This is a genomic window from Paenibacillus sp. J5C2022, assembly GCF_025567625.1.
In the GTDB taxonomy this organism is placed as follows: Bacteria; Bacillota; Bacilli; order Paenibacillales; family Paenibacillaceae; genus Pristimantibacillus.
This window is the reverse complement of the sequence record NZ_JAOQJC010000076.1, coordinates 1-14903: the sequence shown is the minus strand read 5'-3', so window position 1 is coordinate 14903 and position 14903 is coordinate 1. Positions and strand designations below refer to the sequence as shown.

At 53.6% G+C, this 14903-nt stretch carries 12 protein-coding genes; 6 read left to right on the top strand and 6 right to left on the bottom strand.

Annotated features, from left to right (window positions below):
* The first annotated feature begins 598 nt into the window (after positions 1-598).
* The 4 genes from uraA to M6D81_RS30815 all read left to right on the top strand — a co-directional run bounded on the left by uraA (position 599) and on the right by M6D81_RS30815 (position 4211).
* Positions 599-1900: a uracil permease gene (gene uraA, locus M6D81_RS30830; RefSeq protein WP_262681416.1), complete on the top strand. Its 1302-nt coding sequence runs from the start codon at positions 599-601 to the stop codon at positions 1898-1900.
* 164 nt (positions 1901-2064) lie between these two features.
* Entirely contained in the window at positions 2065-2283 is a 219-nt protein-coding gene (locus M6D81_RS30825; protein ID WP_262681415.1) for a hypothetical protein, read from the top strand.
* Between the two features lie 31 nt (positions 2284-2314).
* Positions 2315-3259 (top strand): AAA family ATPase, encoded by a 945-nt coding sequence (locus tag M6D81_RS30820; RefSeq protein ID WP_262681414.1) that lies wholly within the window; start codon positions 2315-2317, stop codon positions 3257-3259.
* Between the two features lie 133 nt (positions 3260-3392).
* Positions 3393-4211 carry an SDR family oxidoreductase gene (locus tag M6D81_RS30815; RefSeq protein WP_262681412.1) on the top strand — a complete coding sequence of 273 codons (819 nt, stop codon included), beginning with the start codon at positions 3393-3395 and terminating at the stop codon, positions 4209-4211.
* A gap of 16 nt (positions 4212-4227) precedes the next feature.
* Here the strand turns inward: M6D81_RS30815 and M6D81_RS30810 are convergent, their stop codons facing one another.
* The 6 genes from M6D81_RS30810 to M6D81_RS30785 all read right to left on the bottom strand — a co-directional run bounded on the left by M6D81_RS30810 (position 4228) and on the right by M6D81_RS30785 (position 12142).
* On the bottom strand, positions 4228-5622 hold the full coding sequence (locus tag M6D81_RS30810) for a sulfatase family protein (protein WP_262681410.1): 1395 nt from the start codon (positions 5620-5622) through the stop codon (positions 4228-4230).
* Between the two features lie 92 nt (positions 5623-5714).
* Positions 5715-7343 (bottom strand): type 2 periplasmic-binding domain-containing protein, encoded by a 1629-nt coding sequence (locus tag M6D81_RS30805; RefSeq protein ID WP_317259186.1) that lies wholly within the window; start codon positions 7341-7343, stop codon positions 5715-5717.
* 107 nt (positions 7344-7450) lie between these two features.
* Positions 7451-8362: a carbohydrate ABC transporter permease gene (locus M6D81_RS30800; RefSeq protein WP_262681406.1), complete on the bottom strand. Its 912-nt coding sequence runs from the start codon at positions 8360-8362 to the stop codon at positions 7451-7453.
* A 19-nt stretch (positions 8363-8381) separates the two neighbouring features.
* Positions 8382-9305, bottom strand: a complete 924-nt coding sequence (locus M6D81_RS30795; RefSeq protein ID WP_262681404.1) for an ABC transporter permease — start codon at positions 9303-9305, stop codon at positions 8382-8384.
* A gap of 15 nt (positions 9306-9320) precedes the next feature.
* Positions 9321-10715 carry a sulfatase family protein gene (locus tag M6D81_RS30790; protein WP_262681402.1) on the bottom strand — a complete coding sequence of 465 codons (1395 nt, stop codon included), beginning with the start codon at positions 10713-10715 and terminating at the stop codon, positions 9321-9323.
* Positions 10715-12142, bottom strand: coding sequence for a sulfatase family protein (locus M6D81_RS30785; protein ID WP_262681400.1), 1428 nt, complete (start codon positions 12140-12142; stop codon positions 10715-10717). Before M6D81_RS30785 ends, M6D81_RS30790 begins: the two co-directional genes overlap by 1 nt.
* Before the next feature lie 164 nt (positions 12143-12306).
* Here M6D81_RS30785 and M6D81_RS30780 point away from each other — a divergent pair, with 164 nt between their 5' ends.
* Complete coding sequence (locus M6D81_RS30780) at positions 12307-13221, top strand: AraC family transcriptional regulator (protein ID WP_262681398.1); 915 nt, start codon at positions 12307-12309, stop codon at positions 13219-13221.
* A gap of 148 nt (positions 13222-13369) precedes the next feature.
* On the top strand, positions 13370-14674 hold the full coding sequence (locus M6D81_RS30775) for a voltage-gated chloride channel family protein (protein ID WP_262681417.1): 1305 nt from the start codon (positions 13370-13372) through the stop codon (positions 14672-14674).
* Positions 14675-14903 lie beyond the last annotated feature (229 nt).

Sequence of the window (14903 nt, the reverse complement as noted above, 5' to 3'; positions counted from 1 at the left end):
GACCATTTTGAGCGATAAGCTCCTACTTGCTTAGTAGCTAAGTAGTAACGATTTTTCGTACAAACGCTGCTTAAATGACCCTCTGGGCGGGCACTTTGTACGATTTTTCGTACATCAGTGGCAGGATTCTCCTTTGGAATCGCCTGGAGCTTAAAAGTAACTGTTTGGAAGCTGCAGGAAAATTACATCGTAGGGCATGGAAAGTAGCCGATTTAGGCTTGGATGCTGCACGATATGGTACATCGTTTGGGGCATAGAAAGTAGCTGATTGGGGTTTGGAAGCTTCAGAGCATGGTGCACATGTGGCGTATAAGCTGAAGCACCGAGTAGCTGTGTCCTATGGCTGCTCCAAAAAGAAAGCGCCTGAACGGCATCGGCCTTATAACGACTCTCTTTTAGCTCACATGCACCTTTCCGGGCTCCAGTACAGGAATGCTACACTATTCCAGCTCGCACAAGTCGCACCCCTAGCTTCAAATATTCAACTCGAATTTAATGCTGTATTGTTGAAAAAACGCTTGCAAATGCTTGTCGAACTAGGTAGAATCGACAAGGGCTTATGCAAGCGCCACTATTATAGATGAAGGGGAAACTATAGATGAAGAGATCTATCGGCGTTCACGAAAGACCGCCAGCAGTAACGAGCATCGTGCTCAGTCTGCAGCATTTATTCGCCATGTTCGGCTCCACTGTGCTTGTACCGAACTTGCTGGGTGTCGATCCGGCAATCTGCCTGATGATGAACGGGATCGGCACGCTGCTGTACATTTTCATTACGAAGGGGAAAATCCCCGCTTATCTGGGCTCCAGCTTTGCTTTCATCGCGCCCGCCGGGGCAGTGATCGGAAGCTCCGCGTCCGGAGGCAGCTATGCCGCCGCGCTCGGCGGATTCATCATCGTCGGCATCATCTTCACCGTCGTCGCGCTTATTATACAATATGCCGGTACCGGCTGGATCGACGTCGTCTTCCCTCCCGCAGCAATGGGAGCGATTGTGGCCATTATCGGCCTTGAGCTCATTCCGGTTGCAGCCGGTATGGCGGGCTGGATACCAGGCAATCCCGCCGCGGCAGAGACATGGACGATGGACAAGAATACAGTTATTCTCTCCACCTCTACGCTTGCCGTGACCGTGCTCGGTTCCGTCTTGTTCCGCGGATTCATGCGCATCATTCCAATCCTGTTCGGCTTGATCTTCGGCTACGTGCTCGCAGCCGCGATGAAGATGATCGACGTGAATGACGCGCTGGCGGAAGCCAGCTTCATCCAGCTGCCGACATTCACAACGCCGGAGTTCCACTTGACCGCGATTATTGCCATCGCGCCTGCCGCGCTGGTCGTCGTAGCGGAGCATATCGGCCATCTGGTCGTGACGAGCAACATTGTCGGCAAGGATCTGTCCAAGGACCCCGGCCTTCATCGTTCCATGCTGGGCAATGGCATATCCACCTTAATCTCCGGCTTCGTCGGCTCCACACCGAATACAACATACGGCGAGAATATCGGCGTGCTTGCCATTACGAGAGTGTATTCAACTTATGTCATCGCCGGAGCGGCAATCATTGCGATCCTGCTGTCCTTCCTTGGCGACGTGTCGGTGCTGATCTCCTCTATCCCGGTTCCGGTCATGGGCGGCGTGTCCCTGCTGCTGTTCGGCGTCATCGCCGCATCGGGTCTTCGGATGCTGATCGAGTCCAAGGTCGACTACAGCAAGCCGACGAACCTGTTCCTGACGACGATCATTCTGGTCATCGGACTCAGCGGCGTGAAGCTGTCGATCGGCAATGTGGAATTCAAAGGCATGGCGCTGGCGACGATTGTCGGCATCCTGCTCAGCCTCCTGTTCAAGCTGTTCGAAGTGCTTCGCATGTCCAACGACAGCGAGGCTTCCGGTCATTAATGTATGCTGCCCTCAGACATGTAATATGTCTGGGGGCTTTTTTTCATTCTGCCCTACCGGCCAGCTTCGCGAAACGTTCCCTGGATGAACTTCGTATAACGTTAACATATACTTCTACTACTCACACGGAACTGGAAGAAAACTGCAAATGCGAAAGGAGGATTATGATGTCAGCAGCAACCGGATCTGTCTTCGGATTTGGCGTTATTCTGATATTCATCGTCTTCGCCTTATTCCTGCTGAATATTGCCACGAGCGTATGGGCTTACCGGGATGCGAAGCGAATGGGCAAAAGCAACGAATTCGCCATACTTGTCCTTATCGGCACGCTCATCTTCCCGATCGTCGGCTTAATCGTCTACGTGCTCATCCGAAAATATTAAACGATTATTCCAATGAAAAGGAGGACGGGCGATGCCTATGCTTCTGCAATTGAACGAGCAGCTTGCCCTGCTGCGAGGAAACGAGCGGCAAAAACTTAACTGGGAAAGCCGCCTGAACCAATTGTCCGAGGAACTGAAACGGCGGACGCGCGAACGGGACGAGTGGGAGCAGCAGCTAAAAAAAGAACAGCGAGATGTGGAAAAGCTGAAAGGGCTAAGTTTGGGATCGTTCTTCTACACACTCATTGGCAAGAAAGAAGAAAAGCTGACCGTAGAAGAGGAAGAAGCGCTCCAAGCGAAGCTGAAATACGACGAGGCCGCCGATACGGTACAGGAAATAGCGGACGAAATGAATGAACTGAGGCAACGCCTGCTCCCGCTTGCATTCATTCAGAATGACATTCAAATCTTGTTAAATGAAAAGAACGAAGTCATCATGGCCTCCTATCCCGAATTGGCCGCTGAGCTCAGGCAGGTAAGCGACGAGGAAGCGGTGGCAGGAGCCGATGCGAAGGAACTGAAGGAGGCGGTATCCGCCGGACGCGCCGTTCTAGGTGCGCTTGATCAAGCCAAGGAGAAGCTCAGCTCCGCGCAGAACTGGGGCACTTACGATATGCTTGGCGGCGGCATGATTTCAACGGCTATTAAACATGACCGGATCGACTCGGCCAAGTCGGCCATCCATAATGCCCAAAACCGATTGCGCCGGTTTCAGGCCGAACTGAAAGATGTGGAAAGAGATGTTCATGTTACCATCGATATCGGAAGCATGCTAACCTTCGCCGATTACTTCTTCGACGGCTTTATTACAGATTGGGTCGTGCAAGGACGGATCAATGAATCGCTCCGGCAAGTGGAAGATAAGAGGCATCAGATTCATCGTATCGTCTCGCAATTATCGAAGGAGCTGGCTGCTTGCGAAGCGAAGCGGAACGAGCTATTACGGCGGCAATCGTCAATCATTGAGAACGCTTGACAGAGGTGTCTAATCAGACGCCTCTTTTTTTGCGCTATATTGGAAAGTGAATTTTTAACTTTAATGTGGTAAAAAGTTGAAAATGATTCATACTAAGCGGGACACTTGTCTATCTGAAAGGAGCAACGCGGGTATGAACATCTATGATTCCGTGCAATCGGCATCAAGCGGCACGCTGTTAAGCGGGAAGACAGCCTTCATTACAGGGGCGGGCTCCGGTATCGGAAGAGCAGCCGCGCTAACGATGGCAAGACACGGCGCCGCCGTCGGCTTGATCGATCTGAAGGACGGCCGCTGCCGGGAGGTGGAGGCACAAATCCGGGAGGAGGGCGGCAGGGCGCTATTCGTAGATACGGATGTATCCGATCAAGCCCGAATGGAGCATGCCGCCTCTTCCATTGCCCGCGAATTCGGCGGGCAGATTGATCTGTTATTCGCCAATGCCGGCATTAACGGCACATTGGCCCCTATTGAAGATATGGCGCCCGAAGACTGGGACAAGACGCTTGTCATCAACTTGAAGGGCTCATTCCTGGCACTGAAATACTGCATTCCCTACATGAAAGAGTCGGGCGGCAGCATCGTTATTACCAGCTCCGTTAACGGCAACCGGAAGTTCTCGGGGTTCGGCATGTGCGCCTACAGTTCATCCAAGGCGGGGCAAGTCGCCTTCGCCAAGATGGCCGCGCTGGAGCTGGCGCGCTATCATATTCGCGTGAACGCGATCTGTCCCGGCGCTATCGAGACCAACATCGGAGAGAATACGAACAGCACACCGCAGCTCGACAAGATCAGCATTCCCGTCAACTACCCGGAAGGAAGCCAGCCGCTGGAGCACGGTCCGGGACATCCGCAGCAAGTGGCGGATCTCGTCTTGTTCCTCTCATCCGACCATGCCAGCCATATTACAGGCACGGAAATCTATATCGATGGCGCCGAGACCTTATTGTAATCGGTGCGACTTGGCCTCAGCTTGTCGGCAATACCGGCGTCTCTGTCAAGATGTCGCCGTATTCATGCATCCACTCCGCCAACTCGCCGGCAAGCTGAAGCAACACTTCATGATGCTGCGGGTCACCGGACAGATCCGCCGTCTCCCAAGGATCGTTCTGCAGGTCGAACAGTTGGATACGATCTACGCCGGTCTCCGTCGCAGGAGAATAATAATAGCGGATCAACTTCCAGCGGCCATCCGTCACCATCCGCTGCACATCCCTGTAAGCGGAGCAGACGACGTGGCGCACCCTGTCCGTCTCTCCCTTCAGCACGGGCAGCATGCTGACGCCTTCCACCTCGTCCGGAAGAGGGATCTCGCATAAGGAGGCCAACGTCGGGAATATATCGATATTGCTTACCGGTGCAGCCTTGCATCCCCCTGCAGGAACCGACGGGCCGCGCAAGATGAACGGTATCCGTACGCTATGCTCGTATACGTTCTGCTTGCCCATCAGGCCGTGCTGACCGACCGACAAGCCGTGATCCGCGGTATAGACGATGATCGTATCTTCATAGATGCCTTTCGCCTTGAGCGCATCGATCACTCTTCCGATCTCGGCGTCCAGATGAGTGATCAATGCATAATAGTCGGCTATATGACGGCGTATCTCCCCTGCTTCGCGCGGCAGAGCGGCAAGTTTTTCGTCTCTGACGTTCATATCGCCTGTATCGAAGGGATGCTGCTCCATGAAGTTGGCCGGCAGCGGGATATCCTCGTCCACATACATGCTGCGGTAATCATCCGGTGCCGTTCGGGGATCATGAGGGGCCGTATAGGCTACATAGAGATAGAACGGCTCCTCCTCCGCATATTGATCGATGAAATCCACCGCGGCGTTCGTGAACAGCTCCGTAGAGAACGTGCGCTCGATATACTCCCGTTCCTGCGGATATTGCCCTGTCGGATCAAAATCCTGCACCGGCACTTCCGTATGATCGCTCATCCCATGGAAGAACAGCTTGTCCCCTCCTTCGAAGGATCGGGCGAAGCTTGGCTTGTCGTTATGCCATTTGCCTACGGCATGCGTACGATAACCCGCTTCCCGCATCGCCTGCGGCATCAGCTTCACGTCAGAGCGAATGGTGATGGCATGCTCCCAGGACATGACATCCTTGCCGGTCATCGCATTGAAGACAGACTTGCCCGAATTGACGCACGCTCTGCTCGGAGCGCAGACCGCTCCCGTCAGACCGCCGAATATATGCGTATTGCTGAAGGCCGTCCCTTCCGCAGCAAGTCTGTCCAGTACCGGCGTCCGGACGATGGCACTGGCGGATGTCCCGAGCGACTCCCCCCGATGATCGTCCGCAATAATAAATACGACGTTAGGTTTGCGTCCATTTTGAACCGATTCTACATTTGACATTGTACTCCCCCGCATTTCGTCTTGGAATATGGTGAAACGCTTGCAGAGCATATCTGCAAGCGTTCGCCCCCTGCGCGCAGCGCAGGCTCATTCTATTGATTTTGGTTCCAGCGGTCGTAAGCAGCCTGATAGATTTCCTCAATGCGATCGGCGCCCATCTTCTTCAACGTGCTGACATAATCGTCCCACTTGTCCAGCGGTTCCTGTCCAGTGACGAACTTCGCTTCCATCTGCGTGACATAAGTGCGAATATCCGACATAAGAGTGGTCACTTCTTCTTGCTCGTTCTCTAGCAAATATACTATAGGATAGCCGATTCTGGCAATCGGCTCAAGCAACTTCTCGTTCTGTTCCTTCACCCAGTCGTCATATTCGGATTTCAATCCGGAGTTAATCTCTTCCATACTGACTGTCGGTACAACTATGCCGAAGTTCGGAGTCAGCGTCGCACGATAGTCTTCGCGCTTCATGCCTCCCGGCACTTCCAGCCATTCCTTCTTCTTGCTTTCCTTGTCCGCATATTGCCACAGCGTTCCTTCAGGACCGATGGAGAACAGCCTTGCCCCTTCATAGGAATATTGATAATCGATCCATCTCATCGTCGCTTCAGGAGCAGGATTTTTGTCCGTTATGGCGAATGCGCCTGTAGATATGCCAGAACTGCGATTGAATACAGGCTTCTCTACGAAGTCGCTCTGCACAGGCTGGTATAATGGATGGTCGCTATTCGGCTCATCCCCTCCCATCACGAAGCTGGCGGCGTAAGCTCTGAACATGCCCAGTTGATTCTGCTTGCCTTTCGCCTGGCGCTGCTGATTCGTCTGAGTGAACGTCTCCTGGTCCAGAAGCCCCTCGGCCCACAGCTTGTTCATGAAGGCCAAGTACTCCCTGTAACCCGGTTGTGTCGGAACAAAACGGACATTGCCCTCATCGTCCGCATAATATTCCTTGTCCTTCTCGTAGTATACGCCCCATGTACCAAGCAGCCAGCCGCGAATATCGTCAAGCTTGGTCGATGTTAACGGAATTTCATCGGCTTGACCGTTGCCGTTCGGGTCCTCTTCCTTCACCCGCTTCAAGTACGTATGCAGCTCGTCCAGCGTTTGAGGCGTCTCCATATTCAACGCCTTCAGGTAGTGCCCGTTATACCAGATCGGATTGGTAATCCACATATGCTCGAGATTAATGGATGGCAGAGAATAGATATGGCCGTCCGGTGTTGTAATAGACTTGCGGATGTGCGGATTTTCATCCAGCAGCTTTTTAATATTCGGCGCGTACTGGTCAATGAGGTCCTCTAACGGAATGAGAATCCCTTGCGAGCCATAATTCACTTCTTCCGCCAGCGTTATATTGGCGCCGTAGAACATGTCGGGATACTCGCCGCTGGAGAACACCAGATTTTTCTTCGTCTCAAAGCTGTCCGTCGGCGAATTGCGGAATTCCAATGCAATCCCCGTCATTTCTTCCATCTGCTTGAATGCCGCCATCTCTTCCCACTTCGCCATGCCTACATCTTGCCCCATCAATGTAAGCTTCACCTTCTCGTTCACGATGGGATAGCCGGTCTCGTTGAAGTTTTCAACGGCGGCTCCTTGACCGGACTGGTTGTCCGCATTGCCGCCGGCTTGATCGGCATTTCCATTGCCAGAGTCGCTGCACCCGGCCAGCAATGATGCCGTTAGAACTGTTGATAAAAAGACCCCCGATAATTTTTTCAAGTTGCTCAACTCCTCTTATTCTATAGATGTGCATATATCATAATCCGTGTCTGGTGCGAGACGGGTATGATCTCGGCTTAACAATTCTGGCGACGTCTTCCATCCAACTAACCTTTCACCGATCCAATCATGACGCCCTGCACGAAGAAGCGTTGCAGGAACGGATAAACGATGACAACCGGCAAAGTGGATACAATAATGACGGAATACTTCATTAGTGAAGCAATCTCCGCTTTCTTCTCCATCGCTGCTGCCGAATCTCCGGAGACACCGATCCCCATGGACTCGGCCGACAATTCCTGAAGCACCAGAATTTTTCGCAAGACCATCTGTAGCGGGAATTTATCCGCATCGTTCAAGTAGATCAGCGCGCTGAAATAGCTGTTCCAGTGGGTAATGCCGTAAAAGAGTGCCATCACCGTTATGATTGGAGCCGATAACGGCAATACAATCGAGATAAACAACCTGAAATCGGAGCATCCGTCTATTTCCGAAGCCTCTTGAAGCTCCCGCGGAATGGTGGATTGGAAAAAGGTTCGGGATACGATAATATTCCATACTGTAGCGGCCGACGGAAGGATAAGCGCCCACATCGTGTCAATCATATGCAAATCCTTCACCAGCAAATAAGTCGGAACCAGTCCCCCGGAGAAAAACATGGTGAACAGGATCAATCCCATAACCAAGCCGCGACCCGCCAAGTCCTGCCTGCTCAGCGCATAAGCCGCCGGAAGTGTGACAGCCAGATTGACCAGCGTACCGACTGCCGTATATAAAATCGTGTTGGAGTAGCCGCCCCAAATCTCTGCATTTTGCAGCACTCGGCTGTAGCCGTCGAAGGTAATGCCCATGGGATATAGCCACATTTCTCCGGAACCGACATACTTCGGATCGCTAACGGATGCGCTGATGATATAAATTAAAGGATAGATGACGATCATTAGCGCTACCAGCAAATATAGATAACAGCTAAGGACAAACAACCGATCGCTCTTCGTTTCTTTGATCGAACTGGTCATGCTTCAACGTTAACCTCCCCTACCATAAGCTATTGCTGTTGTTGATGCGACGCACAATACCGTTGACGCTGACGAGCAGAATGACATTGACGATGGAATTGAACAGGCCGACGGCGGTTGAAAAGCTGTACTGCGCATCCACCAGACCGGAGCGGTAGACGAATGTCGAGATGACGTCCGAGCTCTCCATATTGAGCGCATTTTGGAGCAGCAGAATTTTCTCGAACCCCACGCTCAAGAAAGAGCCGATGTTCAAAATAAGCAGGATGGTCATCGTCGGAATGATCGTTGGAATGTTGATATGCCATACGCGCTTTACACGGCTTGCCCCGTCCATGACGGCGGCTTCATGCAGATGCGGATCGACCGCGGACAGCGCTGCCAAGTAAATGATCGTGCCCCAGCCTGTATTTTGCCAGACGCCGCTCATCACGAATATCGTCTTGAACCAGCCCGGCTCTCCCAGAAAGTCGGTGGCCGGAAAACCCAGAAAAGTTAAAATATGATTGACGATCCCCGTCGTAGGGGACAGAAACGTCATCACTACCCCCGCCATAACGACAACGGATATAAAGTGCGGCGCATACGTAACCGTTTGCACACCCCGCTTGAAAAGCCCGTCCTTGATTTCATTGAACACAAGCGCCAGCAGGATGGGCAGCGGGAATCCCACCGCAAGCTCGTACAAGCTGATGCTGAGCGTATTCCACAGCAGATCCCAGAAGTAATAGGATTGAAAAAAACGTTCGAAATGCTCGAATCCAACCCAGGGACTTCCCATAATGCCGTCAACGGGACGAAATTTTTTGAACGCAATCTGAATGCCGTACATCGGCAAGTAATGAAACACGATGAAATAAAGCACAGCCGGCGTGAGAAAAAGATAAAGCTGCCACTTCTTCAACACGGTTGATATTCTGGAACGACGCACTGCTTGATTCATTGCTAGCCTGCCTTTCTATAGGAATAAATGCCTGTAAGGATCGTCAAATGCGTTCATCGTAATGCGCAGCTGTTCGTGCAGTCGATTCTTATGGGGCTCATACCGGCAATCACCTGCCAAGTTGTTCGTCTCCCAGGGATCATGATGCAGATCGAAGAGCTGCATCTCATTGCTGCCTTGTCCTGTCGCCGGAGACTTCCGGTAAAGGATAAGCTTCCATCGCTCATCCTTTATGCCCCGCTGAACATCTCTGTAGAGAGAATAGACCGTTCCTCTAATCGGCTGCGTCCGTCCCCGCTCCCTCATGACGGAATAGTGGCTGATTCCCCGCACCGAATTCGGCACCGGTACGCCGACCCAATCGCACAGCGTCGGAAAAATATCGAACTGATAGCATAAATCGTCCAGTTGCAGCCCGGCTTCTATGCCCGGTCCCTTCATCATCCATGGAACCCGTATACTATGCTCGTACATGCTTTGCTTCGCCATCAGCCCATGCCGACCGAGAGCCAGACCGTGATCGGAGGTGTATACAATGATGGTATTGTCCGCCTGTCCGTTCTTCTCCAGCGCTGTCATCAGCCGACCGATCTGCGCATCCATATGGGTAATCATGCCATAATAGTCGGCAATATGCCGGCGTATCTCTTCCGGCTGGCGAGGCTGCGCCGCCAAGTATTCCCCGCGAATATCTCTTGCCCCGTGATCGAACGGATGCTCCGGCAGAAAGTTGCCAGGAAGGGTGATTTCTGCCGGATCGTACATGCTGTCGTAGGGCTCCGGCGCAGTCCGCGGATCATGCGGAGCCGTATAGGCCACATAGAGAAAGAACGGCTCGTCCTCTTTCGCATCTTCGATGAATGCGATTGCGCTTTCGGTGAAGAGCTCCGAAGAGAAGCCGGCTTTCACATGCCGTTTCTCCGGAGGATAATGGCCTTCCGGGTCATAATCATGCACAGGCACCTGATAATGATCGCTCATTCCGCCGAAGAAGATGTTCTCTCCGCCCTGAAAGCATCGGTTGAAGCTGGCGAAGTCATTGTGCCACTTGCCAGTCGCAAAAGTCCGATAGCCATGCTCCCGCATCACCGCAGGCATTAATGCGTGGTCGGGCCTCATCGTTATATTGTCTATATGATCCTGTAAAGTACCGCTTACTGTCGCCTGAAAGTACGGGTTGCCGGTATGGACGCAAGCCCGGCAAGGGGCGCATACCGCGCCGCTCGTGCCGCCGTTAATATTCGTATTCCGAAATACGGTACCGCCTTCCGCCAATCGGTCCAGCGAAGGAGTCCGAATCTCTGGATTGCCCAGCGCATGAATCGCATCGTACTGATGGTCATCCGCGATAATAAAAACAATGTTCGGTCTCCTCCCGGACAGCTCCCGGTTAATCATTCCCGTCGTCATCACAACTGCTCGCCCGACTTCACCCGGGTTCTGCCCGCTTCGATCATCGTCTCCAGCTCCCCGCGCAGTTCGCTGATCAACTGCTGCTGCTCCATACTGACGTTGGAGCTCTCGCTGCGATCGCTGGACATGCGATATAACTGCTCTGAAGGATCGCCGGGACGAATCTCGCGGTCGCTCGTATGAGGGATGCCGATAACCGTCCGCTGGCTCTGATCGAAGCCGCCGCCGCCAGCGCCCCTTACATACTTCCAGTCGCCCTTGCGAAGGCCGAGCATGCCGTCATAAGCCTGAAGGATGACAGATTCCCTGATCGTTCGCGTCCCCTCATTGGCGGCAAGATCCGGCAGCATGTCGAAGCTGTCTTCACCGGCATCGTCAGGCAGATCCGTACCAATAATCGATGCGCAGGTGGCCAGCCAGTCCGTCAGGCATACCAGTTCATCGCTAATCGTGCCTCTACTTACCTTCGCCGGCCAACTGACGATAAGCGGTACCCGGTGGCCGCCTTCCCATATGTCCGCCTTCTGGCCGCGCAGCCCTCCCGACGGATCGTGGCCGTGCACCGTTATCTCCTCGCGGAACGGGTCCGCTCCGTTGTCGCTGGTGAAGACGATAATCGTGTTGTCCGCAATCCCTCTCTCCTCCAGCAGCTTCATCATCTCGCCTATCGTATCGTCGATTTCCAGAATCAGATCGGCTCTCGGACCGATGCCGCTCTTGCCTTTGAACGCCTCGCTTGGAGACCATGGGGTATGAGGCCCCGTCAATGGCAAGTACAGGAAGAAGGGACGATCTCCGCCGCTTGACTCTTCAATGAATTGGAGAGCCTTCCCGGCCAGAATCGGATGGACATCCTCATCGCGCCAGCCCGGTACCATCAGCCCGCCGCGTCCGCGCTGGCTGAAGTCCTCAGGGTCCTTCGGCTCGCTCGGGAAGCCTACCGTACGGTCATTCTCGATGAAGCAATACGGTGGCATGTCCAGCGAAGCGGAAATACCGTAGTAATAATCGAAGCCGAACGACAGCGGACCGTTCTGAATAGGCTTGCTGTAATCCACATCGCTGACGGCGGGGCCAATACGCTCCCAATCCATGCCCAGATGCCACTTTCCGATGCAAGCTGTTGCATAACCGTTGTCCCGCAGGTAAGAAGGCACCGTCATCCGTCCCTCTTCCATCAGCGTTCCGTCATGCCCGTGCAGCACGCCGCTCTTGATTTTCCCCCTCCAGCAGTAACGTCCCGTCATTACACCGTACCGGGAAGGCGTACAGACAGCGGAGGAAGCGTGGGCATCGCGATACAATCGCCCTTGCCGGGCTAATTTATCAATATTAGGCGTCTGGAATTGTATTGCTCCATAACAGCTCAAGTCGCCATAACCGAGGTCATCCGTTATAATATAAATCATATTAGGTTTTGACATGGTGACGCTCCTTTATTGTGTGTTATTTATCACTGGCTGGAATGCCCCCATCGTATCACGCGAAGACAGGCTAAGACCATGGCAGCGCTTTCGATATTTTTGACTTATCGACCAGTCTGTATCGAATCGAATGCCCTTCTTGACATTCGAAAGGAGAGGTATCCTTGTTTATTCTTGGCGACACCTTCCATATCGATCACCTGCGCATGCGGATCAACTGGATTCGCAATATGGACAAATCGGCTTCCTTTGCGTTCGACCGCATTCGCATTCCCTATACGCTCATATGGCTCGTCCTTGAGGGCAGGCTTCAAGTGGAAATCAACGGGCAGAGGCTCTGGGCAGAGCCGGGAGATCTGATCATGTGCCCGCCCAATACGCAATTTGGCCTTGTCCCCCGTCATACCGGGGAACGCATCCACTATTTGTCGTTTTGTGCGGATTTGAAAATCGGCAATATGGATCTGCTCCCGTTATACGGACTGCCATCCTATTGGAGACTGGAGCCTTCTGAAGGCGTGGAACGCTGGAAGCGGGAATGGCTGGCGCTTGTGGATACGTTCGACCGGTTCGGCGAGCTCGTCAACAAGAAGACGGCGTCTGACGAGGGGAAAGGAAAAAACACGTATTTGCTGCATACCGATATAACGATTCATTATATGGAATTGCAAGGGCTGATCTTCCGGTGGGTGCAGCATTGGCTGACCGTATTGCGCGACAAGCTGCCCGATGAGCCGCTTCGCTTCGATCATCGCGTCATGCAAGTGTGCGATTACGTCCGCGACCGCCTGGACAAGCCGCTGCGGCTGCAGGAGCTGGCGGAGCATGTCCATATCAGTACCAGCCAGCTATGCCATCTCTTCTCCGAAGTGCTGGGAACATCGCCGATGGAGCTTGTCCGCACGATGAGATTAGAGCAAGCGAAAGTATTGCTGATGAACAATGAGCTGACCTTGCGCGAAATAGCGGAGCGAATCGGGTATGAGGATCAGAGCCAGCTCAGCAGAGCTTTCCGCCAATCGGAGGGCATCAGCCCAAGCCAGTACCGCAAGAACGTGCTGGCTTCACCGATCAATTGACGCCCGGCATCGGATGAGGCCCACGGTCGGCAGGCAATGAGCGAAACAAAAAAGCAGGAACGGGGAAAATGCATTGAAAAGCGATAATGGAAGTGAAAAGGCAAAACGCAGCATTGCCGGTGTGGCGACAAAAACAGCCGGTCTTCTGATGCATAGAGACATGTGGATTCTCTTTTTGAAATGGACTTTGCTGGGGTCAATCGTCGGTTTGCTGGCAGGATCGGCATCTGCGATTTTCTTGATCGCTCTGGAGGCCGCCACGGAAGCGAGGATGAATCATCCGTGGCTGCTGTACCTGCTGCCGCTTGGCGGTGCGCTGGTCAGCTACCTCTACTTCAAGGCGGGAAAGAACAGCGCCAAGGGCAACAATCTCATTCTGGAACGCATTCATGATGGGCAGGAAACGATCCCGCTTCGCATGGCTCCGCTGGTGCTGTTCGGTACGCTTGTCACCCATCTGTTCGGCGGTTCCGCCGGACGGGAAGGCACGGCTGTGCAGATGGGCGGCAGCTTGTCGGAATGGCTCGGCAAGCTGCTGCGGATCGGCCCCGCCGAACGCAAAATATTGCTTATATGCGGCATTAGCGCCGGCTTCGGCTCTGTCTTTGGCACCCCGCTTGCCGGTACTGTATTCGGTCTGGAAGTACTCGCGATCGGCCTCATCCGGCACGAGGCGTTGTTCCCTGCATTCGTCGCCAGCTTCGTCGGCAATGCTGTCACAACCCATCTATGGAAGGTGCCCCATGCCCATTACGAGATCGGGGCCGTGCCGGACTTGTCTTTTCTTCTGATGGCCAAGATTGTGCTGGCATCGATCCTGTTCGGGCTGACGAGCCTTCTGTTCAGCGAGCTGACCGCCGCCTGCAAAAAGTGGTATAGCTACTTCTTCAGCAACCCGATGATCAGGAGCGCGGTTGGCGGGCTGATCGTCATCGGGCTTGTGTTCCTCGTCGGCACGAGAGACTATCTGGGGCTGGGACTACCGCTTATTCACTCCTCGTTCGAGGAAGAGGTGAACCCGCTCGCCTTTCTGTGGAAGCTGCTCTTCACCTCCTTAACGCTGGGTGCCGGCTTCCAGGGAGGCGAAGTTACGCCATTGTTCGCAATTGGCGCCACGCTCGGTCATTCGCTTGCGGAGCTCCTCGGCTTATATGCGCCGTTCCTTGCAGCGCTGGGCTTCGTCGCCGTCTTCTGCGGAGCGACGAATACGCCGATCGCCTGCTTCATCATGGGAGTTGAGCTGTTCGGCTCGGAGGCGGCTGTCTATCTGTTCATCGCTTGCATCGTCAGCTACCTGTTCTCCGGTCATACCGGCATCTACTCCTCACAGCGCATTGGGGTCTCCAAGTCGCATCGCGTATCCATCCCGGAAGGGGCGAGCCTGGGATCGCTGAAGGAACGGGAGGAGCGGAGAGGACGGGAGGAGCGGAAGGGACGGAAGGAGAAGACTTAGTCTGCAGGGAGTGCTTGCGGCGGCAATCTAAGGAAAGTTAGCCCAATGCTTGAATTGCCATGATCTTCACGCACGTAAGCAAGCCCGCATCCTCCTGATGGAAGATGCGGGCTTAATAAGTTCCGGCAACTTGTACGATTTTTCATATAAACGTTGCACATTTACTCCGCTAACCGAGCAATTTGTACGATTTTTCACACAACCTTCGACGTTTGGGGCCTTATATGCG